General features: G+C 33.9%; 21 protein-coding genes and 1 riboswitch. Of the genes, 17 read left to right on the forward strand and 4 right to left on the reverse strand.

What is annotated here, in order from left to right:
- Window position 1: 1 nt before the first annotated feature.
- From DER71_RS00195 to DER71_RS00205, 3 genes are read right to left on the reverse strand one after another with little or no spacing between them, the layout of a single operon-like run.
- Window positions 2–826 carry an ABC transporter permease gene (locus DER71_RS00195; protein ID WP_114456879.1) on the reverse strand — a complete coding sequence of 275 codons (825 nt, stop codon included), beginning with the start codon at window positions 824–826 and terminating at the stop codon, window positions 2–4.
- An 11-nt stretch (window positions 827–837) separates the two neighbouring features.
- Window positions 838–1,818, reverse strand: a complete 981-nt coding sequence (locus DER71_RS00200) for an ABC transporter permease (RefSeq protein WP_147267740.1) — start codon at window positions 1,816–1,818, stop codon at window positions 838–840.
- A gap of 6 nt (window positions 1,819–1,824) precedes the next feature.
- Complete coding sequence (locus DER71_RS00205) at window positions 1,825–3,456, reverse strand: ABC transporter substrate-binding protein (protein WP_114456881.1); 1,632 nt, start codon at window positions 3,454–3,456, stop codon at window positions 1,825–1,827.
- A gap of 236 nt (window positions 3,457–3,692) precedes the next feature.
- Window positions 3,693–3,884, reverse strand: a riboswitch (Lysine riboswitch).
- 520 nt (window positions 3,885–4,404) lie between these two features.
- On the opposite strand from DER71_RS00205, the gene DER71_RS00210 reads away from it, so the two are divergent.
- Together DER71_RS00210 and DER71_RS00215 are read left to right on the forward strand one after the other, a co-directional pair.
- Window positions 4,405–5,220: a patatin-like phospholipase family protein gene (locus DER71_RS00210; protein WP_114456882.1), complete on the forward strand. Its 816-nt coding sequence runs from the start codon at window positions 4,405–4,407 to the stop codon at window positions 5,218–5,220.
- Window positions 5,183–6,205 carry a PDZ domain-containing protein gene (locus DER71_RS00215; protein WP_233486921.1) on the forward strand — a complete coding sequence of 341 codons (1,023 nt, stop codon included), beginning with the start codon at window positions 5,183–5,185 and terminating at the stop codon, window positions 6,203–6,205. Before DER71_RS00210 ends, DER71_RS00215 begins: the two co-directional genes overlap by 38 nt.
- 84 nt (window positions 6,206–6,289) lie before the next feature.
- Here DER71_RS00215 and DER71_RS00220 read toward each other — a convergent pair whose 3' ends face one another.
- Window positions 6,290–7,570 (reverse strand): nucleotidyltransferase, encoded by a 1,281-nt coding sequence (locus DER71_RS00220; protein ID WP_114474177.1) that lies wholly within the window; start codon window positions 7,568–7,570, stop codon window positions 6,290–6,292.
- A gap of 408 nt (window positions 7,571–7,978) precedes the next feature.
- On the opposite strand from DER71_RS00220, the gene pta reads away from it, so the two are divergent.
- The 15 genes from pta to der all read left to right on the forward strand — a co-directional run bounded on the left by pta (window position 7,979) and on the right by der (window position 21,907).
- The gene (gene pta, locus DER71_RS00225; RefSeq protein WP_114456884.1) at window positions 7,979–8,974 is read left to right on the forward strand and encodes a phosphate acetyltransferase; all 996 of its coding nucleotides are present in this window, start codon (window positions 7,979–7,981) and stop codon (window positions 8,972–8,974) included.
- 34 nt (window positions 8,975–9,008) lie between these two features.
- Complete coding sequence (locus DER71_RS00230; protein WP_114456885.1) at window positions 9,009–10,205, forward strand: acetate/propionate family kinase; 1,197 nt, start codon at window positions 9,009–9,011, stop codon at window positions 10,203–10,205.
- A 75-nt stretch (window positions 10,206–10,280) separates the two neighbouring features.
- On the forward strand, window positions 10,281–10,763 hold the full coding sequence (locus DER71_RS00235; RefSeq protein ID WP_233486922.1) for a DUF177 domain-containing protein: 483 nt from the start codon (window positions 10,281–10,283) through the stop codon (window positions 10,761–10,763).
- Between the two features lie 19 nt (window positions 10,764–10,782).
- Entirely contained in the window at window positions 10,783–10,956 is a 174-nt protein-coding gene (gene rpmF / locus DER71_RS00240; protein ID WP_114456887.1) for a 50S ribosomal protein L32, read from the forward strand.
- Between the two features lie 152 nt (window positions 10,957–11,108).
- The gene (gene plsX / locus DER71_RS00245; protein ID WP_114456888.1) at window positions 11,109–12,110 is read left to right on the forward strand and encodes a phosphate acyltransferase PlsX; all 1,002 of its coding nucleotides are present in this window, start codon (window positions 11,109–11,111) and stop codon (window positions 12,108–12,110) included.
- A 14-nt stretch (window positions 12,111–12,124) separates the two neighbouring features.
- Window positions 12,125–13,072, forward strand: coding sequence for an enoyl-[acyl-carrier-protein] reductase FabK (fabK, locus tag DER71_RS00250; RefSeq protein WP_114456889.1), 948 nt, complete (start codon window positions 12,125–12,127; stop codon window positions 13,070–13,072).
- 88 nt (window positions 13,073–13,160) lie between these two features.
- A complete protein-coding gene (gene fabG, locus DER71_RS00255; protein WP_114456890.1) occupies window positions 13,161–13,907 on the forward strand; it encodes a 3-oxoacyl-[acyl-carrier-protein] reductase in 747 nt (248 codons plus the stop codon).
- 150 nt (window positions 13,908–14,057) lie between these two features.
- Window positions 14,058–14,291 (forward strand): acyl carrier protein, encoded by a 234-nt coding sequence (locus tag DER71_RS00260; protein ID WP_114474178.1) that lies wholly within the window; start codon window positions 14,058–14,060, stop codon window positions 14,289–14,291.
- 73 nt (window positions 14,292–14,364) lie between these two features.
- Window positions 14,365–15,075 (forward strand): ribonuclease III, encoded by a 711-nt coding sequence (gene rnc, locus DER71_RS00265; protein WP_114456892.1) that lies wholly within the window; start codon window positions 14,365–14,367, stop codon window positions 15,073–15,075.
- A 79-nt stretch (window positions 15,076–15,154) separates the two neighbouring features.
- A complete protein-coding gene (aroH, locus tag DER71_RS00270) occupies window positions 15,155–15,514 on the forward strand; it encodes a chorismate mutase (RefSeq protein WP_114456893.1) in 360 nt (119 codons plus the stop codon).
- A 16-nt stretch (window positions 15,515–15,530) separates the two neighbouring features.
- Window positions 15,531–16,178, forward strand: coding sequence for a (d)CMP kinase (gene cmk / locus DER71_RS00275; protein ID WP_114456894.1), 648 nt, complete (start codon window positions 15,531–15,533; stop codon window positions 16,176–16,178).
- 14 nt (window positions 16,179–16,192) lie between these two features.
- A complete protein-coding gene (locus DER71_RS00280) occupies window positions 16,193–16,780 on the forward strand; it encodes a 1-acyl-sn-glycerol-3-phosphate acyltransferase (protein ID WP_114456895.1) in 588 nt (195 codons plus the stop codon).
- A 152-nt stretch (window positions 16,781–16,932) separates the two neighbouring features.
- The gene (locus tag DER71_RS00285; RefSeq protein ID WP_114474179.1) at window positions 16,933–19,167 is read left to right on the forward strand and encodes a bifunctional 4-hydroxy-3-methylbut-2-enyl diphosphate reductase/30S ribosomal protein S1; all 2,235 of its coding nucleotides are present in this window, start codon (window positions 16,933–16,935) and stop codon (window positions 19,165–19,167) included.
- Window positions 19,168–19,293: 126 nt separating this feature from the next.
- Entirely contained in the window at window positions 19,294–20,598 is a 1,305-nt protein-coding gene (locus DER71_RS00290) for a DUF512 domain-containing protein (protein WP_114456897.1), read from the forward strand.
- Window positions 20,591–21,907 (forward strand): ribosome biogenesis GTPase Der, encoded by a 1,317-nt coding sequence (der, locus tag DER71_RS00295; RefSeq protein ID WP_114456898.1) that lies wholly within the window; start codon window positions 20,591–20,593, stop codon window positions 21,905–21,907. Before DER71_RS00290 ends, der begins: the two co-directional genes overlap by 8 nt.
- Window positions 21,908–21,912: the final 5 nt, after the last annotated feature.

Genomic DNA, 21,912 nt, shown 5'->3' on the forward strand with positions numbered 1-21,912 from the left:
ATCATCCTTTTTTATGTGGATCCAGATAGTCTCTAATACCATCACCCATTAAGTTTAATCCTAAGATTGTCATCACTATAGCAATACCTGGATAAATCATAATCCAGGGAGCAGTCCATATATAATCCCTGCCATTACTCAACATAGTTCCCCAACTGGGAGTTGGAGGTTGAGCTCCTATACCCAGAAAACTCAAACTGGATTCTATTAAAATTGCTGAGGCTACTCCAAAAGTTGCAATAACTAATACCGGTCCAATAATATTGGGAAGAATATGCTTAAAAATGATTCTGAAGTTTGAAGCTCCAATAGCTCTGGCTGCAGAAATATATTCCTTTTTTTTAATAGAAAGTGTCTGTGCTCTTGTGACACGGCAGGTATAAGTCCAGAGAGTAAATCCTAAAGCAATAAAAATATTAATCAAACCCGGTCCCAGCACTGCCATAATTGCCAGAGCCAAAATTAGTGGAGGAATAGAGAGCATAATATTTGTAATATTCATTATAAGATCATCTATTTTTCCACCAGCATATCCAGCAATAAGTCCCAGGCTAACACCTATAAAAGTGTTAATTATTTGAGTAATTATGCCGATACTCAAAGAAATTCTTGCTCCAAAAATTATTCTGCTGAAAATGTCGCGTCCCTGTCGGTCGGTTCCCAGCTTAAATTCACTGCCGGGAGATTCCAGGCTGTTTAATAAATTGGCATCATCAATAGGATCATAAGGAGCAATAAGCGGGGCAAAAACTGCAGCAAATATGACAATAACTGTAATAAATAAACCAATTGTAAGCTGTGGATTTTTCTTTATTTTTTTAATCATATATAGGCCCCCTAACTATAAGAAATACGTGGATCTAAAAATGCATATAAAATATCAACAAATAAATTAATTAAAATAAAGCAGAGTGCAAAGACCAAGATACATCCCTGTATAGCAGGAATATCTCTCTTGAAAATCGAATTAACAACAAGGTCTCCAATTCCAGGCCAGGCAAAAACTTTTTCCACCACAACGGTATTGGCAAAAACTGTCCCCAGCTGAAGACCCACTATAGTTATAATAGATAGTAATGAATTTCTAAAAATATGTTTAATATTTACAGCAGAATTTGAAAGTCCTTTAGCGCGGGCAGTTCTAACATGGTCATGATTAATTTCATCCAGAACAGCAGACCTGGTAGTTCTTGCAATAAGAGCTATCATGGGAATACTTAAAGTTAAAGCGGGCAGAATAATAAATAGAAAAGAACCATCTCCAGTTCCTGATGCTGGAAGAAAATTATGTATAACTGCAAAATAATACATAAGCATTAAACCAAGCCAGAATCGGGGCATTGAAATTCCTAAAATAGCAATTATCATTAAAATTACATCGATCAAAGTACCTCTATATAATGCTGCCATAAATCCAAGAAAAATCCCGACAATAACTGCTGCAATAAATGCTGTGATAACAATTTTGATGGTGCTGAATAATTTTGGAATAATTAAATCAATAACTTTATTTGACGTTCTATAAGAGGTACCCAGATCACATCTTAGGAGATTTCCCATATAAGTCAAATATCTAATATGAAGTGGTTTGTCCAGTCCCCATTTTGCTCTGATATTTGCAATTACCTCTTCATTTTTGGCCATTCTTAAATCTCCGGCCAGTAAGGCAGCATCTCCTGGAAGAACATTAAGAACAACAAATAATAGTGTTAGTAAAATTAAAATTGCTGCTGCAGATTGTGCAATTCGTCTTATTACATATATTAACATTGTTATTTTCGAGAGCAGAAAGATTATCTCCCCACTCTCGAAATTCACCTCCTGCTATTTGCGCGGACTGGAATCATCAATCCAGATTTTATGAAATGGCTGATACGTCATTTCTAAAGCATTTCCTGTAATGCCATGAACCCAGGGCTTATGAATCATTACAGCCTTGTTGTAGTTAAAAAACCAGACTCCAGGATCTTCTACCAGAACTTTTTCTGCCATCTGTACATATTCTATACGCTGTTCTAAATCGACAGTATTCATTGCTTTTTCAATATATTTATCAAATTCTTTGTTGTGGTAATTTCCATAATTCCCTGCATTTCTGGGTATTTCTGACCAAAATGTTGTTGCAAGCTGTTTTACTGGAGAAGAATGCCCTCCCAGCGAGAAAATAAAGGCCTCAAAATCTCCCTGTCTTGCTCTGGTAGCCCAGGTAGCACCATCTACTACTTCAGAAGTGATTTTAAAACCAACATCCTCTAAATAAGGTCTTGCAGCTTCAATAATTGGTATACCCCAGGAAGGATTTGTGGTGCCTATAATATGAATTTTCAGTGGATTTTCCGGTGTATATCCTGCTTCTTCCATTAAACTTCTTGCTTTTTCTGGATTGAATTCATATGCTTCTAATTCTGGATTGTAAGCTATACTACTCGGCGGCAGCCATCCTGTTGCAGCAAATGCTTTTCCATTTAATAACCTATCCACTATAAGCTGTTTGTCAATGGCATAGTTAAATGCCTGTCTAACTCTTTTATCTTTAAATTTTTCTTTATCCATATTAAACATCACATTTCTTATCCATACTTCAGCAACTTCAATAAGCTGGTCTTCATACTGAGGATCATTTTTGAAAACTTTATATTGAGCTGGAGAAACAAGATCAACATCCAGCTGTCCAGATCTAAAAGAAGCAGTGCGTGTAGATGCTTCAGGCATAACTAAAAATTTTATCTGATCAAGATATGGACGGCCATTATAATAATCTTCAAATGCTTCTACTATTACATTTTCGTCCTGGTTCATTTCTACAAACTGGAAAGGACCTGTTCCAACTGGATTCATGCCGAAATCATTTCCAACCTTTTCAGTATAATCTTTTGGCATAATTGCTGCCAGTTCATCTGCCATAGAATTTAAAAATCCAACATCCAGTTCAGAAAGTGTTATTTTGAGTGTATAATCATCAATAATTTTTAATCCAGATAGGTGTTCAGTTTTCCCTTCTGCATACTCTTTTGCTCCAGCAATACCCTGCACTGTAGGCACAGCGATTGAAGCCTGCTTTGGATCCAGAATTCTTTCAAATGTAAACTGAACATCCTCGGCTGTAAAAGCTTCACCATTGTGAAAAGTTACACCTTCTCTTAAATAAAATGTATAAACTAATCCATTTTCACTTATTTCCCATGATTTTGCTAGATCTGGTTCTATTTTCCCCGAAGATTCGTTATAGCGAACAAGATTGGAGAAAATAGCTTTTGTTATAATCGCCTGTGTTACATCACCTGATTGACCTGGTTCAAGAGTCGTTATACTCTGCTGATAAGGAAGAGGATAATTTAAAGTTCCTCCATATTTTCCACTTTCTTCTGCCAGGACTGAGATTGAGAAACTGAACATAACCATTATTATTATTGAAATAATAAAAATCGAATTATTAGCTCTGTTTATTCTGTGCATTGTAAAACTCCTTTCAGATTTTTGATGGTTTTTTAATGTGAGTGTGAATTGATTTCTAATTACTATCTACTCTCGGCTTCATATTCAGCGAATCTGTTTAAGCTTGTTCATTTTTACTCCCCCCAAAATTAGTTGTAAATGCACTATCAAAAATATTCAAGAAATAAAAAATACCCGGCGATTTAGCCGGGTTAATATATTAACCAGAAAAAATCACCTCTTCCAATATCCGTTTTATGTGAGATAGCGCAACATTATAAGCCCGGATTAGAACTTATAATGACAGTCCTGCATATATTATATACAGACCCAGCAGCAGTTTTTTGAACCGAAAAAACTGTGCTTCGGCAAAACAGCCTTTCACTCTAAAGCAATTAGGTTCTTAAATCTTTAGAGTTACTGATCAGTTCTGCGCCTCTACCTCACCCAGAATTGGATGAGGCATTTTTCTATTAAGTTTAACAGTATTTTATTTGTATAAAAGTATAACTGACATAATAATTTTTGTCAAGGAAAAATAAAATTTTTTTTAGAAAACATTTTTTAATAAAAATGCTTTCCCCATTTTTCAGCTTTAAAAATAATTTTGGAGAAACTCTATTTTATTAACTGGACTTTCCCCATTTTTTATATACTGCTGCAAAAAGGGGAGATACAGGAATATTGAAATTTTTAGTCAATGAATCTTAACGAAATGAAGGAAGAAATAGGGTTGAACTGCAGGATGGAGTGAGCTAATCATGAGTCAGGAGGACTCATTGATTAGTGTGCCCTATTTCACACCCGAATTGAGTTTTAGATAAATCTAAAAATTTCGTTGATGACTAAAGCCCCCTTTTTGCAGCTTGAAAATAAATTTTGGGGAAACTCCTAATTTTATTAAATCTTGCTCTAAACTCTTTGAACATATATAATAAATTTAATGGATTAAATAGAGGTGAAGGTGTTATGAATGATAAAAACTGCAAACTTGGTCTTGCTCTTGGCTCTGGTGGTGCAAGAGGTCTGGCACATATAGGTTTTTTAGAGGTTATGGAAAGGGAAAATATCAAAATCGATTTTATTAGTGGATGCAGTATGGGAAGTTTAATTGGGGGTCTTTATGCAGCTGGAGTTTCGCTTAGATATATTAAAGGACTTGCAGAAGAGATTGACTGGGAACATCTTTCTGATTTAACTTTTCCCAAAAAAGGTCTGCTTAAAGGTGAGAAATTGCTGTTTTTTTTGGAAATATTGAGCAAAAAGAAAGATATAAGTGAACTTAATATACCTTTTTCTGCAGTGGCCTGTGATATTGAACGGGGTGAACATATTGTGTTAAATAGTGGTTCTACAGCTAAGGCTATTCGGGCCAGCACTGCGATACCTGGAGTTTATATTCCTTATAAATATCAAGGTAGACAGCTTGTTGATGGCGGTATAATAGATCCAGTTCCAGTAAAAACATGTTATGACATGGGAGCAGATATTGTTATCGGTGTGGATGTAAGTATTAAAGATATTAATACACCTGTAAATAATATTTTTGATGTTTTGTTAAACACTTTTGATATAATGCAGCTTAACTTTACTGTCAATTATGATTTTAATGCAGATTTATTTATTCAGCCTGAGCTGGGTAATCTTTCGGCTTTTAATCTGGACAAAACTGATTTTTGTATCAAAGCAGGCAGAAGAGCAGCTGAAGATAATTTGGAAAAAATAAAAAAAATAATAGGGAAAGGTAATGATATTAAAGATGAGCAGCAGAATACGAACAAATAAAGTATTATCAAGAATAATTGGAATTATATTTATATTTTACATATTAATTCATTTTATTCCAACTCCATATTATGTTATGTCTCCAGGGATAGCCCAGAAACTTTCTTCAGTTATAAATGTTGAGGGGGGTTACCAGCACAAGGGGGAATTTTTATTAACAGCAGTAGCTTCTAAAAAAGCAACTGTATGGGACTATCTTTATATTAATATATTTAGCCCGAAAGGAAAAGAGCTGGAGCTGATGTCAGAACAGCTCCCCGAAGGAATGGAAATGCAGGAATATATAGAACTTATGGCAAAGATGATGGAAGAAAGCAAGCTGCAGGCACAGGCTGTTGCTTTCAAAAAAGCCGGATATAATGTTGAAGTAAGTGGTGAAGGAGTAGAGGTTGTAGAAGTTATGAAAGATGGAACTGCAGCTGGAAATCTCCAAAAAGGGGACATTATTATAGAAGTAGATGGGAAATCCGTGGAACTGGCAGCTGATGCAGTAAATATCATCAGAAATAGAAAAATTGGAGATAATGTTAAATTAACAGTATTACGAGGTGATGAAAAATTAAAATTTAAATTGAAGACTTTGGAATTGGAAGGAAATCCCGGCAACCCTTCTATAGGTGTTTTAATTACAAGTAAAAATTTAAATTATGATATACCGAGAAAAGTTGAATTTAAAACAGATAATATAATCGGTCCATCTGCCGGCAGTGTATTTGCTCTGGAAATCTATAATCAGCTGACAGAAAAAGATATTACAGGAGGACTTAAAATTGCTGGAACAGGAACAATAAATCTTGATGGAACAGTTGGTCAAATTGATGGTGTTGAACAAAAAATCATTGCCGCTCAAAAAGCTGAAGTTGATTTATTTATTGTTCCAAAAAAGAATTTTTCGGAAGCAGAAAAATATGCGGGAAATCTGCAGCTGCTTTCAGTTAATAATATAGATGATGTTTTAGATTATTTAAAGGAGAATAATGAATAAAATTAGCCTAAAAAAATTGAATTGTTTGAGTAGATTTCTGCAGCTTTTTATAATATGATTTTAAAGATAGGATAAGAAAATGATTTAGATTTTAATTAGTTTTTTATGATAATCTTCTCTTGCTTTTCTTTCTGAAGCTGACTTTCGAAGTAGAGAGTATAGGTCATCAGCCATTATTTCGAAGCTTAAAGTGAGTTTTACAGGATCATCTGTATCAAAATCAGGACTTCTTAATATTTCTGAAGGATTAATAATAAGTGGTAATGCAGAATTATGTTTAATTTGTGTGAGAAGATTTTCGTTTCCTTTTTTAAGACCGAGAATGCGAATATATGGAGGACTGTATTTGTCTATAGTTTTAAGTTCTTTCTTTTTAATATTCAGCCATATATATAATAATGAACGCATGATTCGGGTATTTGTATAATTTTTAGTATGTATCTGTTTTAAAAACTCTGTCAGTTCACCTGTGTTTAAAGCTGATGTAAATATTCTGTTTTCCAGTCCATTTGCTATTTCTGGATATTTCAGCAGCTTTTCTGGAGATAATCTCCTTATTTTTTCAATGATCTGTCTAATAAGCAGCTGGTTATCTGGAATAAATCTACCCTTATTAAGTTCTCTGCTTAGAATATCTAAGGCAGAAGGGGGTACTAAATTTTTGATTTTTTCCCTGGATTTTTTTATGTCATTTTCCCGTATAATTTTCCGGATCAGGCTGGCACTTGCGAATTTTCCTTCTATGAGAGAACTGTGGTAGTCAGGTCCTTTTCTTTTTATATTTCTAATATTTATATTTATGTTGTTTTTCTGTACTGCCTTTAAATATTCTATTCCCAAAATATTGTTTGGATTGGAGACAGCATATTTTATTTCATTTTCTGAATATCTGCTAATATTATTATATAATTTACGGCATTCAATTAAGGCTTTATTTCTAGCTGTCGGATAGTTTAAACCCTGATTTAAATATTCTTTTATCTTTTTTTTGTAAGTTTTGTTTTCATTATTAAAAACATAGGCTATATCTTTAAGAATATCTATATTTTCGTTTTCACTGCCAAAAACAATAGTGTCTATTAGTCCGGTTTCTTTGATCAGGTTAACAGCTGCAGAGGCAAAAAATTCTGCACTGCGCAGACCATAGAGGAGAGGCAGTTCTATAACAAGATCAACACCTGACTTTAAGGCCTGTTCAGTTCTGGCCCATTTATCAATAATTGCTGGAATTCCTCTTTGCGTAAAATTACCGTTCATTACAGCAACTGCAGATTCACTGTCGGTTATCTCTTTAGCCTTGAGAAGATGATAATAATGTCCATTATGGAAAGGATTATATTCAGTAATTAAAGCACATCGTTTCACATTAAATCACCATCCAGTATTTTAAGGTTCTCCCACAAAAAGGTTATTTGCGTCTCTAAATCATTTTTCGATCAAACTAAAATTCGTTTACAAGCGAAATAAAGACTTCCTAATCAAATGAGACGTCCTGCATCAGGATTAGTTCAGCACATCATGTGTTGAGGTCTTATTTCTCTTTCTAACTCATTAAGATTGATTAACGAAAAATGCCTAATGTTCCGCAAATACCCTTTTTGTGGACACATCATTTTAAATAAATTTAAATAAATTTTTAAAAGTTTTATTATTTTTATTTTCAAAGTTTTTAAAGGAAATTTTTGTTTAATATAGTATTATATATATAATACCAGAAGATTATTATTTTCACAAATTATAAAATCTGGTCAAATACAGGGGGAGGGAATAAATATGGATTTAATTAAAAATTTTAAAGCCAAAGCCGCAGATGATCCTCAAATCATTGTACTGCCTGAAGGTGGAGATGAAAGGGTAATAAGTGCTGCAGAGCAGATTAAAAAAGAAAATTTTGCAGTACCAATTGTGCTCGGAACTGCAGAAGAAGTTGCCGCAGCAGCAGAAAAATCAGGTTCAGATTTATCCGGAATTGAAGTGATTAATCCTAAATATTCAGATCTCAAAGAGAAATTTACGGATGAATTTTTTGAGATTAGAAAACACAAAGGTATAAGCAAAAAAGATGCAGAAAATGCAGTTCTGGATCCGCTTTATTTTGGAACCATGATGATTTATACTGGAGCGGCAGATGGAATGGTAGCTGGAGCTGCTAATGCCACTGGAAATGTTCTGAGACCTGCATTTCAGATTGTAAAGACCAAAGAAGGTATATCTGTTGTTTCCAGTGTATTTATTATGGTGGTAAATGACAAAAGCTATGGTGAAGACGGTGTAATTTTATTTGCGGATTGTGCCGTTAATCCAAATCCTGATGCTGAACAGCTGTCTGAAATTGCAGTTTCTACTGCAGAAACTGCAGAAAAATTATTAGGATTTGAACCTAAAGTTGCAATGCTTTCTTTTTCAACTCGGGGAAGTGCAAAACACGAATTCGTTGATAAAGTTAAGAAGGCTGTTGAATTAGCTCAAAAACAGGCTCCAGATATTGATATTGATGGAGAAATGCAGGCAGATGCAGCACTTGTTCCATCAGTTGCAGAAAGAAAAGCCCCTGACAGCAGTGTATCAGGAAAAGCCAATGTATTAATTTTTCCTGATCTTCAGTCAGGCAATATAGGATATAAACTTGTGCAGAGGCTTGCAGGTGCACAGGCAGTTGGTCCTGTTATGCAGGGACTTGCAAAACCTATTAATGATCTTTCCAGAGGATGTTCGGTGGAAGATATAGTTAACCTTGCTGCTATTACATCAGTTCAAGCACAAAAATAATATAAAAAGATAAAACACAGGAGGAAATTATTAAATGAAAATTTTAGTTATTAATTGTGGTAGTTCTTCAATTAAGTACAAGCTTTTTCAGATGAAAAACGAAAAAGTACTTGCAGATGGTCTTGTTCAGAGAATTGGTATTGAAGATTCCTTTCTGGAATATGAAAACTTTTCTGGGGATGAAATTAAAATTGAAAAGGATATTCCTGACCATAAAACAGGATTAAAAATGGTAATAGATACACTTCTTTCTGATGAACATGGAGTTGTGGAAAATGTAGATGAAATTGAGGCAGTAGGACACAGAGTAGTTCATGGTGCAGAAGAATTTGCAGATTCTGTTTATATTACAGATGAAGTAATTAAAAAATTGGAAGAATGTTCAGATTTAGCTCCTCTACATAATCCGCCCAATCTTGTTGGAATCAAAGTCTGTCAAGAATTATTCCCGGGCAAACCTCAAATTGGTGTATTTGATACTGCTTTTCATCAGACAATGCCGGAAAAAGCATATATTTATGCTCTTCCATATGAGTTTTATGAAAAACATGGTATAAGAAGATATGGATTTCACGGCACATCACACAGATATGTATCCCAACGTGCTTCTGAATTGCTTGAAAAACCCCTATCTGAACTAAAAATTATTACATGTCATTTGGGTAATGGAGCAAGTATTGCAGCTGTAAAAAATGGTAAGTCAGTGGATACAAGTATGGGTTTAACTCCTTTAGAAGGACTTGTTATGGGTACCCGCTGTGGTGATATAGATCCAGCAATCGTACCCTTTATAATGAAAAAGGAAAATCTATCTGCTTCTGAAATAGACACTATAATGAATAAAGAAAGTGGTCTATATGGAGTTTCTGGAGTAAGCAGTGATTGTAGAGATATTGAAGAAGCAGCTAAATCTGGAAATCACAGAGCTGAAATTGCACTTAAGTTATTTAATTATCGTGTTAAAAAATATATTGGAGCTTATACAGCTGCCATGGGTGGTGTTGATGTCATAGTGTTTACTGCTGGTATTGGAGAAAATGCTGTTGAAACAAGAGAGAAAATAATATCCGGACTTGAATATCTGGGAATAGAATTTGATAAAGATGCCAATAACTGCCGTGGTAAAGAAGTAATCATTAGCAGCGAAAGTTCTAAAGTAAAGGTTATGGTTATACCAACAAATGAAGAGCTTGTTATTGCCAGAGATACAAAAGAAATTGTTGCAGAATAAATTCCCTATCATTTTAAGTTTTTGCTTGACAGTCATCTCTTCATTTTATATAATTAACTGTGGCTATTTACAGGGGTGATTAAATTGTATATAAACCTCAGTGATTTAAAAGACATTGGTGCTTGCAAACATGTAGTACTGGATTTCGAGTTTAATGACTTCAAATATCAGGATAGAGAAATTGGAATTAATAAACCCCTCCATCTTGATGTCGACATTTTTAATACTAAAGATTCTTTTCAATTAAGCGGCAATTTGAAAGGAGAACTTATTCTGGAATGCAGTCGCTGTCTGGAAAAGTACAATTCTGAACTTAATTTAAAAATTGAAGAAGAAGTGCTTAAAGAAGAAATGGAAGATGCTGATGAACTTCATCTTGCGGATATTATTAGAGATAATATCCTGCTGTCACTTCCAATAAAAACTCTCTGTTTTGCAGACTGTAAAGGTATATGTCCATACTGTGGGCAAAATCTAAACAGAGGTGACTGTGATTGTGAAGTTAAACAGGTTGATCCGCGTCTTGCAAAATTGAAGGATTTTTTTGATACTGAGTAATTGAAGGAGGTGGGAGAGTATGGCTGTACCAAAGAAACGGACTTCTAAAACAAGAAAGCGTAAGAGACGTACACACAAGAAATTAACAGGCCCTACCCTGATTGAATGTTCACACTGCCATTCTATGGTTTTACCTCATCGTGTATGTCCAGATTGTGGACATTACAAAGGTGAAAAGGTGGTCAGCAAATAATTTAAGATTTTATGAGAAAAAGCAGAGCAGCCCTAAAAAGGAGCTCTGCTTTTTTCTCTTCTCAAACTTGCATTTGACCGCCGGTTGAGATATAATAATTTCCAAATGGAGTACTGAAATTTTAGCTTTCATTGGATTAGGAGGCGTAAGTATTGTACAGAATTGTTGTTGATGTTATGAGCGGAGATAATTCTCCCTCTGAATTAATAAAAGGAGCGGTAAGGGCCTGCACTGAAGACACTGATATAAGTTTGACCCTTATCGGCAGATATGATATTATAAATCGAGGATTAGATAACTTAGAATATGACAATAAGCGGGTAAAAATTGTTTCTGCTGATGAAATTATTGAAATGGATGAATCACCAATAAGAGCTTTAAGAAAAAAGAAAAATTCAACAATAAATGTTGGCACAAATTTAGTTAAAAATTCTGAAGCTGACGCATTTATATCTCCTGGCAATACAGGAGCAGTTATGGCTGCTGGATTATTAAATATTGGCAGAATAAAAGGAATTTTGCGTCCACCCATTGCTGTTAACTTTCCAGCTAGAGAAGGAAGTACACTTATACTGGATAATGGTGCAAATACAGATTGTAAGCCAGAGTATATGCTGCAGTTTGCATTTATGGGTCAGCTTTATGCAGAAAATGTTATGGGAATTAAAAACCCCAAAATAGGTCTGTTAAATATAGGTGAGGAAAAAAGTAAAGGTAATAATTTAACTAAGGAGAGCTATCAGATATTTGAACAGGATGACAGAATAAAAAATTTTATAGGTAATATAGAAGGAAGAGATATATTTACAGAGAAATGTGATATAGCTGTAACAGATGGTTTTGTGGGAAATATAATCTTAAAAACAGCAGAAGGAGCGGCCTCATTTTTTTTTGATTTACTGAAAGAAAGTTTTAAAACGAATATTATAAGTAAAAGTGCAGCTTTTTTGTTAAAACCATATCTAAAAACTGTATTAAAAAAGATAGATTACAGACAATATGGTGGAGCACCACTGCTCGGTCTGAAAGGAGTAGTTGTTATAAGCCACGGTAGTTCTGATGCCACAGCTATTTATAATGCCGTAAAAGTTGCCAGGAAAGCAGTAAAAAAAAATATTGTTTCATTAATAAAAATAGAAGTAGAGAACAGATAGGGAGTTGTATTTAGATGCAGTTAAAAACAGAATTAACCCAGTTATTAGATATAGAGATACCAATTATACAGGGAGGAATGGCATGGGTTGCTACAGGTGAGCTGGCAGCAGCGGTATCTGCAGCTGGTGGACTTGGGGTTATTGGAGCTGGGAATGCACCGGCAGATGTTATCGAAAAAGAAATTGATAAAGTTGAAAAATTAACAGATAAACCCTTTGGTTTAAATATAATGCTTCTTTCTCCATTTGCAGAAGATATAGTAAAACTTGCTTTAAGAAGAAATGTACCTGTAATAACAACTGGAGCAGGGAATCCTGGAAAATATGTTAAGATGTTTCAGGAAAATGGAAGTAAAGTTATTCCTGTTATCCCTTCAGTAGCGTTGGCAAAAAGAATGGAAAGATTAAATGTTGATGCAGTTATAGCTGAAGGAACAGAAGCTGGAGGACATATTGGAGAACTTACAACAATGACACTGGTACCTCAGGTTGCTGATGCAGTTGATATTCCTGTTATTGCGGCAGGTGGAGTTGCTGACGGACGAGGACTTGCAGCAGTATTTTCATTAGGAGCTGTAGGGGCACAAATAGGAACAAGATTTGTCTGCTCTGAAGAGTGTATTGCTTCAGAGCAGTATAAAAAAGCTATTTTACAGGCTGGAGATAGAGATGCTATTGTAACAGGGAGAAGCACCGGTCATCCTGTTAGAAATCTAAAAAACAGTCTTACTAGAGAACTTGATGCACTTGAAAAAAAGTGTGTTGATCCAAAAAAAATAGAAGAAATTGGATCGGGAAAATTAAGGGAAGCAGTTATTGAAGGGAATGTAGATCACGGTAGTGTAATGGCAGGGCAGATAGCCGGCATGATAAAAGATATCAAAACAGTTAAAATGATTTTGGATGAAATAACTGAAAACTGTATAGAAGTTTTAGAAGAAAAATTGAATTTAATAAAATGAGTTGATTTTTAACTAAATTATATAAAGTTATAATAAATAAGATTATATAAATAGAATTTTAAGGTTGGTCCAATTTAAAGGAGGAAATATGATAGATATTTCTGAAAAAAAAGCACTTGTCACAGGAAGCTCCCGTGGAATTGGTGCAGAAATAGTTAAAAAATTAGCAGAAGCTGGAGCAGAAGTAGTTATTAATTATGCCAATTCTAAAGATAAAGCCGATAATGTTAAAAATATAATTAAAAAAAATGGTGGTAGAGCTCATGTTATTCAGGCAGATGTTTCTAATTTTGATGAAGCAAAAGTTTTGGTAGAAGAAAGTTATAAATTGATGAATGGTCTGGATATACTTATTAATAATGCTGGAATAACTACTGACAAACTTTTGTTGAGAATGAAAGAAGAAGACTGGGATAAAGTTGTTGATATTAATCTAAAAGGTGTTTTTAACTGCACAAAACATGCAGTAAGGTATTTATTAAAATCAGATTCTGGCAGAATTATAAACATAAGTTCTGTAGTAGCTTTAATGGGCAATGCGGGACAGGCCAATTACTGTGCAGCAAAAGCTGGAATTATTGGTTTTACCCGTTCTAATGCACGTGAACTTGCAGGTAAAGGTGTGAGAGTGAATGCTGTGGCTCCCGGTTACATAATGACAGAAATGACAGAAGACCTAAAAGATGATATAAAAGATATGATGCTTAATAATATACCGGTTGGACGTTTTGGTAAAGCTGAAGAAGTAGCAAATGTAGTTTTATTTCTTGCTTCATCAATGGCTGATTATATAAATGGTCAGGTTATAAATGTAGATGGTGGTATGTTAATGTAATAAAATGAAGACAAGTGCGACGGGCTCGATGCCCTAGTGCTGAGTCGACCTTGCGTTATAAAATGAAGACAAGTGCGACGGGCTCGATGCCCTAGTGCTGAGTCGACCTTGCGTTATAAAATGAAGACTCAGTGAAAGGAGGTGAACTTGATGAGTAATGTTTTAGATAAAGTTATTGATATTGTTGTTGAAGAATTAGCAGTTGACAGGGATGAAGTAACTGAAAACTCTTCATTTATAGATGACCTCGGAGCAGATTCTTTAGATGTGGTTGAATTAGTCATGGCATTTGAAGAAGAGTTTGATGTTGAAATACCTGATGAGGATGCGGAGAAAATTCGTACAGTAGAGGATGCTGTAAATTATCTTGAAGATATTCTTTAATAGATATGGATGGAGCTCCGCTTGCGGAGTTTTCATCCCTTTTTAGGTTATATCTAGGAAAGGTGAGAGTGAGATGGCAGAATTATTTAATGAAGATAAACTTTTGAAATTCGAAAAGAAAATTGATGTTAATTTTAATAATAAAAAATTAATCCAGAGGGCTTTAACCCATAAATCTTTTCCAAATGAAAATAGGTGCCAATCTCTAAAGGATAATGAGAGATTGGAGTTTTTGGGAGATTCTGTTTTGAGTCTGGCTATCAGCACTCATATTTTTAAGGAATTTCCGGAATATCCTGAAGGTGAACTTGCAAAAATGAGAGCCGTCCTTGTAAGTGCACCAGTTTTAGCAGAACTGGCACAAAATTTAAATCTTGGTGATTATCTATTTTTAGGAAAAGGAGAGGAAATGACAGGGGGGCGAGAAAGAGATTCAATTTTGGCAGATACTATGGAAGCAATTTTTGGTGCTTTATATCTGGATAAAGGTTTTGCAGCTGCAAGCCAGTTAATAATTAAACTTTTTGCAGAAGATATAGAATATGCTGCTGAAGGAAAACATATTCAGGATTACAAAACAATGCTGCAGGAAGTTGTGCAGAAAGATGGAAATGATCGTCCTGAATATGAAGTTATTGATGAGAAAGGACCTGACCATAATAAAACATTTGTAGTTAAAGTAATGCTAAATGAAGATAATTTGGGTTCAGGTCAGGGTTCAAGCAAAAAAGAAGCTGAACAGGAAGCAGCAAAAGTTGCTTTACACAGATTAAATAAGATATAATAATTTTTGTCCCTCCAAATATGAAGACTTTTTGGAGGGGCTAACTATATTATATATATTATAACGAGGAGGAATTATTTTGTATGCTATAAGAGGGGCTGTGGATGTTGATAGTAATACTGAAGATGATATATTAAAAGCTTCAGGTCTGCTCTTTAGAAAAATTATAGAAAAAAACAATCTTTCGGAAGTGGATTTAGTAAGCATTATAAGCTCAGCTACTGATGATTTAAATAAGGCCTATCCGGGGAAAGCAGTAAGAGATCTTGGATATACCAATACACCAATACTGTGTCTGCAGGAAATGAATGTAGAAAAAAGCAGCAGGAAAATGATAAGATTTTTAATCCATGTGGATGGGAAAATCGATAAGGAGAATGTCAGACATCAGTATTTAGGAAAGGCCAGAAATCTTCGTCCCGATTTAGCAGATAAATAAAAATGGAGTTGAAATTATGAAAAATGTCATTGCAATTGATGGACCTGGAGGTGCCGGTAAAAGTACTATTTCAAAGCTTTTGGCTGAAGAATTGAATTATAAATATTTAGATACAGGAGCTATGTATAGAGCTGTAACTTTTAAAGTACTGAAAAATAAAGTAGAATTAGATAATATTGAAAAAATAATTGAAACAGCTAAAAATATAAAATTTGATTTTAATGAAAATGATAAAATGTATGTAGACAATAAAGACCTGAGTAATTATCTTAGAAGCCAAAAAGTAAATGAACATGTTTCTGAAGTTGCCGGTATTAAAGAAGTTAGAGATATTCTGGTAAAAAAGCAGCAGGAAATTGCTGCTGTTGGTCAGGTAGTAATGGATGGGAGAGATATAGGCACAAGAGTGCTGCCTAATGCTGAATACAAAATATTTCTTACTGCGTCTTTAGAAGAAAGAGCTAGAAGAAGATGGAATGAATTAAGAGAAAAAGGTAAAAATATAGATTATAATGAAGTAAAAAGAAGTATTAAAAAACGAGATCAAATTGACCGCACCAGAAAACATTCACCATTAAGAAAAGCTGAAGATGCAGTAGAACTGGACACAAGCAATTTGACAATCAAAGAAGTAATAGATAAGATAAAGAAAATAATTGAATAAATTGGGTGGATATTATGAAAAATTTTACTTATCAGTTTGTTAGAAAAATTCTCTGGTTGATTTTTACAATTGTTTTTCGCTGGGATGTAAATGGTAGAAATAATATTCCGGATAATGGAAAAGTGATAGTCATGTCAAACCATATCAGCAATCTGGATCCACCAATTCTCTGTACAGTGCTGAAAAGACCAATACGTTTTATGGCAAAGAAAGAGCTTTTTACTAATCCTCTAATGCGGTTTATATTAAATATAGCAGAAGCATTTCCGGTTGACAGAAGTAAAACAGATATAAAAGCTTTTAGACATGCATTAAGAATTCTTGCAGATGGTGAAATACTTGGTATATTTCCAGAAGGAACACGCTGTCCGGAAGGAAAACCGGGACAGCCAAAAAGTGGTTCTGTTATGCTTGCAGTTAAAAGTGAAGCACCTATTGTTCCTGTAGGGATAAAAAATATCAAAAGAAAAGGAAAAGTCACAGTAAATATAGGTGAACCATTTACTTTAGATAATTATTACAATAAAAAACTTTCTGAAGCTGAAAGAGATAAAGCAGGAAAGATTATAATGACCAAAATTATTGAACAAATTAATTTATAAGTTGAAATTTGAAGTATTTTGTCTAAATTTTTCACTTTTTTTGATAATAAGGAAGGATTTTATCTATAAATAGAGAAAGACTAATAAGAGGCATAAATTAGTGTTTTTGTTATATTTATTCCTCAGTTTTATTGTTGTTGTGCTGGAAGGAGGTGAGGGTTCTGGAGATTATTACAGCAGAAGAAGCGGGGTTTTGTTTTGGTGTTGAGAGAGCGATAGATATGGTTCTGGAAGCTGTCGATAATTATAATAATATGACAGTTTATACACTTGGTCCACTGATTCACAACCCACAGGCTGTAGAAAAACTAGAAAAAAAGAATGTGCAGGTTGTCCAATCATTAGATGAAATAGATTCTGGAATAGTAATTATTCGTTCACACGGTGTAGAACCAGAAGTTATTAGAAAAGCTGAAGAAAAAAATCTAAAAATTATAGATGCTACCTGTCCATTTGTAAAAAATGCTCAAAAGTATGCTAAAAAACTTGTGGATGAAGGTTATCAGACATTTATATATGGTGACGAAGATCATCCAGAAGTAAAAGGTATATATGGTGCTACAGACAAAAAGGCAGTTATTATAAATAGTATGGAAGAATTTGCTCAGCAAAATCTGAAAAAAAGGGTTGGTTTTATAGCTCAGACAACAAAATCGCCTGAATCGTTTAAAAATATAATTAGTTCTGTTATTATTAAAATAAAAGAACTTAAAGTTTTTAATACTATATGTAATACTACAGAAATTAGACAGAGGTCGGCATCAGATCTGGCCCAAAAAGTGGATATTATGTTTGTAATAGGGGGACGAAATAGTGCTAATACTAACAGGCTGGCAGAAATATGTTCAGCTACCGGAACCCCTACTTATCATATAGAAACAGCTGGTGAGATAAATTTTAACTGGCTGAAAGGAAAAAATAAAGTTGGAATTACAGCTGGAGCTTCAACTCCAGACTGGTTAATAAGGGAGGTTATTCAGTTAATGAGCGAAGAAAAAGAAGAAAAAAAAGAAATTGAAGTACAGTCGACTGAAAATGAAGAAAATGAAGAAAAAGTTGTAGAGGAGGTTAGTAAAGACAAACAGGAAGCTGCTCCAATTGAAGCTTCAGAAAAAGCGGAAGAAACCAAAGAAGCTGCACCAGTAGAAGCAGCAGAGGAATCAGCTAAAACAAAAAAGGCTGCACCAGTAGAAGCGGAAGAAATAGAAGATGCAGATACTGAAGGTGCAGGCGAATTTAAATATAGTGATAATGATATTGCAGATCTAAAAAAAGGACAAAAAGTAGAAGGAACTGTAGTAGAAATAAATGAAAATGGAGTATATGTAGATGTTAATTATAAGACAGATGGATTTATTCCTCTGCGCCATTTGAGTCATCGTTCTGTTGAAGATGCACATGATGTTGTAAGTATGGATGAAAAGATTGAAGTTGTTATACTTACTCTGGAAGATGATGAAGGAAATATGATTTTATCTAAAAAACAGGCTGATTATGAAAAAGCCTGGGAAAAAATTGTAGAAGCATATGAAAATGATGAAATCATTGAAGCAGAAGTTACTAAAGAAGTTAAGGGTGGTCTTGTAGTAGATGTTGGGGTAAGAGGATTTATTCCGGCTTCACATGTTGCTATCGGCTATGTTGATGATTTGAGCGAATATGTTGGGAAAACTCTAAAATTAAAAGTAATTGAAGTTGAAAGAGATAATAATAATGTTGTTTTATCTGCCAAGAAGGTTCTTGAAGAAGAACGGGCTGAGCAGAAAGAAGAAACACTTAATTCCCTAGAAGAAGGACAGACAGTTAATGGTAAAGTAACCAAACTAGTTGATTTTGGTGCATTTATTGATCTTGGTGGAATTGAAGGACTGCTGCACATTTCAGAAATGTCATGGGGCAGAATAGAACATCCTTCTGAAGTTCTTTCGGAAGGGGAAGAAGTAGAAGTAAAAGTTCTTGGAGTTAATAAAGAAGAAGAAAGAATTTCTCTTGGATTAAAACAGCTTTTACCTGACCCATGGGAAGAGTTTGCCGAAAAGCACTATGAAGGAGAAATAATAGAAGGAAAAATAACAAAAATAGTAGATTTTGGTGCCTTTATGGAAGTTGAAAAAGGTATTGAAGGTTTAATCCATATATCTCAGCTTTCTAACCGGCATGTAAAAACAGCTGATGAGGTAGTTACTGTAGGTGAAGAAAGAAAAGCTAAGATTATTAACATTGATGCTGATCAGGAAAGAGTTGGACTCAGCTTGAAAGAACTGGAAGAAAATAAGCCGGAGAAATCCGCACCCTCTAAATCAAAAAAGGAGAAAAAAGAAGAAGGTTCTTCAGGTGGGGCAACCATTAGAGAAATAGTTGGAGATATTTTTGAACAGGATGAATAAACAGCTGATACCCGCCGTCCGGCCGGATGGCGGGTTTTTTCTTGCGTATTTTTTAATTACCTGCAGCAGAAATTGCCTGAGACCTTTAAATATGATATTATCAAGCTTACAGGAGGACTTTTAATTATGGTAAAAATCAAAAAAATAGATCCCGAGTCTACGGCAGCAGAAGAAGGTATTAAAATCGGTGACAAAATTATCAGCATAAATGGTAAAAAAATTAAAGATTATATAGATTTTTTATATGAAACATCAGAGCCATATATTGAACTGATGCTTAAAAAAGAAAATGGAGATATTGTTAAAAAAGAAATTTATAGAAAAGCTGGTCAGCCATTTGGTATTGAATTTGATAAAATTGTGTTTGATGGGCTTAAACAGTGTACAAATGACTGTATTTTCTGTTTTGTAAAACAGCAGCCTTCAGGAATGAGGGAAAGTTTAAATCAAAAAGATGATGATTATAGATTTTCTTTTCTCCAGGGGAGTTTTATTACCTTAACAAATTTAAATGATCAGGAAATAAATCGTATTATAGAAAAAAGACTTGGACCTTTAAATATTTCTGTTCATACGACAAATCCAAAATTAAGAGTTAAAATGATGAAAAATCCTGATGCAGCCAGAATTATGGAATTGCTTAAGTTGTTTAAAGAAAATGATATAGAATTTAATACACAGATTGTACTATGTCCTAATTACAATAATTCTGAAGAACTTGATCATACGATTTCTGATTTAATAAACCTATATCCACATATATTATCAATTGGTATAGTACCTGTTGGCCTTACCAAATATAGAGATGGACTGACAGATTTAAGAACTCTGACTGAAAAAGAGATGGATTATGCGTTACAGCAGATTAAAAGCTGGCAGAAACGGCTTATAAATAATTACGGCATGAGAAACTTTATTTATGCTGCTGATGAGTTTTATTTAAATACTGATAGTAAATTACCTGGATATGAAGAATACCATGATTTTCCACAGCTAGAAAACGGTATTGGATTAACTCGTCTTCTATGGGATGAGCTGGATGAGTTAGAAGAAAAGATTCCAAAAAAAATCGGGAAAAAAACCAATATTATTTTAATTACTTCTGAACTTGGATATAAAGCTCTAAAAAAGGTTTTGAAAAGATTAAATAAAATAAATAACTTAGATATAGAAGCAGCTGTTGTAAAAAATGAATTTTTTGGTGAAGATGTAACTGTTACTGGTCTCCTAACTGCAAAGGATATTAAAAATACAATTAATAATTTAAATAAAAAGTATGATAAAATTATTTTACCTGAAGTTATATTTAACGATGATGAAATTTTTTTGGATAATATAAGTTTTACTGAATTTAGAAATGATATTAAAAAGTATAGAATAGAAAAAGCTTGTGATATAAAGGCACTGCTGGAGGTGATACAAGATGAATAATTATACAGTTGCAATTGTTGGCAGACCTAATGTAGGTAAATCAACTTTGTTTAATCGTTTTATAGGGGGAAGAAAAGCGATTGTAGAGGGAGAACCAAATGTAACAAGAGATAGAATATATGGAAAAGCTGAATGGCAGGGAAGAGTATTTAATGTTATTGATACTGGTGGTATAGTTCCAAGAGAAGCAGATATAATTAAGAATAAAATTAAATATCAGGCAGAACTGGCAATGGAGGAAGCAGATGTAATATTATATGTTGTGGATGGCAGAACCGGTATAACAACCATTGATCAGGAAATTGCACAGATTCTCTACAGAACAAATAAAGAAGTTATACTTGTTGTAAATAAAGTAGAAGATTTTTCCCGCCAGGAGGAAATAAGCTGGGAGTTTTATTCACTTGGCTTTGGTGATCCAGTATTAATTTCTGCAGAACACGGTAAAAATACAGGTGAATTATTGGAAATAATTTGTGATAAACTACCAAGAGAAGAAAGAGTAGATACAGAAGACGATATTATAAATGTTTCTATAATCGGTAAACCTAATGTTGGGAAGTCAAGCCTTGTTAATTATTTAGTGGGAAAAGAACGTGTTATTGTAAGTGATATACCTGGTACTACAAGGGATGCAGTAGATACACTTATAGAATGGAAAGATATTAAATTCAATCTAATCGATACTGCCGGTCTGCGGAAAAAATCGCGTGTTAAAGAATCTATTGAATATTACAGTAATTTACGAGCTTTGAATTCTGTAGATAGAGCTGATGCAGTTTTAATGGTGATAGATGCTCAAAAGGGGATAACAGAACAGGACAAAAAAATTGCCGGATATGCCCACGATGAAGGGAAGGCAATTGTTATTGCTGTTAATAAATGGGATTTGATAGAAAAAGAAAATAAAACAATAGTCAGGTATACAGATGAAATATATTATCAGATGAAATTTCTTAATTATGTACCTATAACATATATTTCTGCTTTAACCGGAGAGAGAATTGAAGAGATGCTTTCACTTCTGGAATATGTTGTTGATCAGAGCAATTTAAGAATAAAAACTGGAGTTTTAAATGAAGTTATCAATGAGGCTGTACAGCTTAGAGAACCACCAAGCCACAAAGGAAAAAGGTTAAAGCTATATTATGCAAGTCAGGTTGATATAAAACCACCTACTTTTGTCTTTTTTGTTAATAATCCAGAGCTGATGCATTTTGCATATCAGCGTTATCTTGAAAATGTTCTTCGGGAAGCTTTTGGATATGTAGGTAATCCTTTAAAATTTAAATTAAAGCAGAGAAAATAAGGAGG

Origin of the sequence: Halanaerobium sp. DL-01 (genome assembly GCF_003338615.1) — a bacterium.
In the GTDB taxonomy this organism is placed as follows: domain Bacteria; phylum Bacillota; class Halanaerobiia; order Halanaerobiales; family Halanaerobiaceae; genus QPJE01.

Coding starts and splice junctions, on each gene's coding strand:
- DER71_RS00195 (WP_114456879.1), bottom strand. CDS start 826: ATGATTAAAAAAATAAAGAAAAATCCACAGCTTACAATTGGTTTATTT.
- DER71_RS00205 (WP_114456881.1), bottom strand. CDS start 3,456: ATGCACAGAATAAACAGAGCTAATAATTCGATTTTTATTATTTCAATA.
- DER71_RS00210 (WP_114456882.1), top strand. CDS start 4,405: ATGAATGATAAAAACTGCAAACTTGGTCTTGCTCTTGGCTCTGGTGGT.
- DER71_RS00215 (WP_233486921.1), top strand. CDS start 5,183: ATGATATTAAAGATGAGCAGCAGAATACGAACAAATAAAGTATTATCA.
- pta (WP_114456884.1), top strand. CDS start 7,979: ATGGATTTAATTAAAAATTTTAAAGCCAAAGCCGCAGATGATCCTCAA.
- DER71_RS00230 (WP_114456885.1), top strand. CDS start 9,009: ATGAAAATTTTAGTTATTAATTGTGGTAGTTCTTCAATTAAGTACAAG.
- rpmF (WP_114456887.1), top strand. CDS start 10,783: ATGGCTGTACCAAAGAAACGGACTTCTAAAACAAGAAAGCGTAAGAGA.
- fabK (WP_114456889.1), top strand. CDS start 12,125: ATGCAGTTAAAAACAGAATTAACCCAGTTATTAGATATAGAGATACCA.
- fabG (WP_114456890.1), top strand. CDS start 13,161: ATGATAGATATTTCTGAAAAAAAAGCACTTGTCACAGGAAGCTCCCGT.
- DER71_RS00260 (WP_114474178.1), top strand. CDS start 14,058: ATGAGTAATGTTTTAGATAAAGTTATTGATATTGTTGTTGAAGAATTA.
- rnc (WP_114456892.1), top strand. CDS start 14,365: ATGGCAGAATTATTTAATGAAGATAAACTTTTGAAATTCGAAAAGAAA.
- cmk (WP_114456894.1), top strand. CDS start 15,531: ATGAAAAATGTCATTGCAATTGATGGACCTGGAGGTGCCGGTAAAAGT.
- DER71_RS00280 (WP_114456895.1), top strand. CDS start 16,193: ATGAAAAATTTTACTTATCAGTTTGTTAGAAAAATTCTCTGGTTGATT.
- DER71_RS00290 (WP_114456897.1), top strand. CDS start 19,294: ATGGTAAAAATCAAAAAAATAGATCCCGAGTCTACGGCAGCAGAAGAA.
- der (WP_114456898.1), top strand. CDS start 20,591: ATGAATAATTATACAGTTGCAATTGTTGGCAGACCTAATGTAGGTAAA.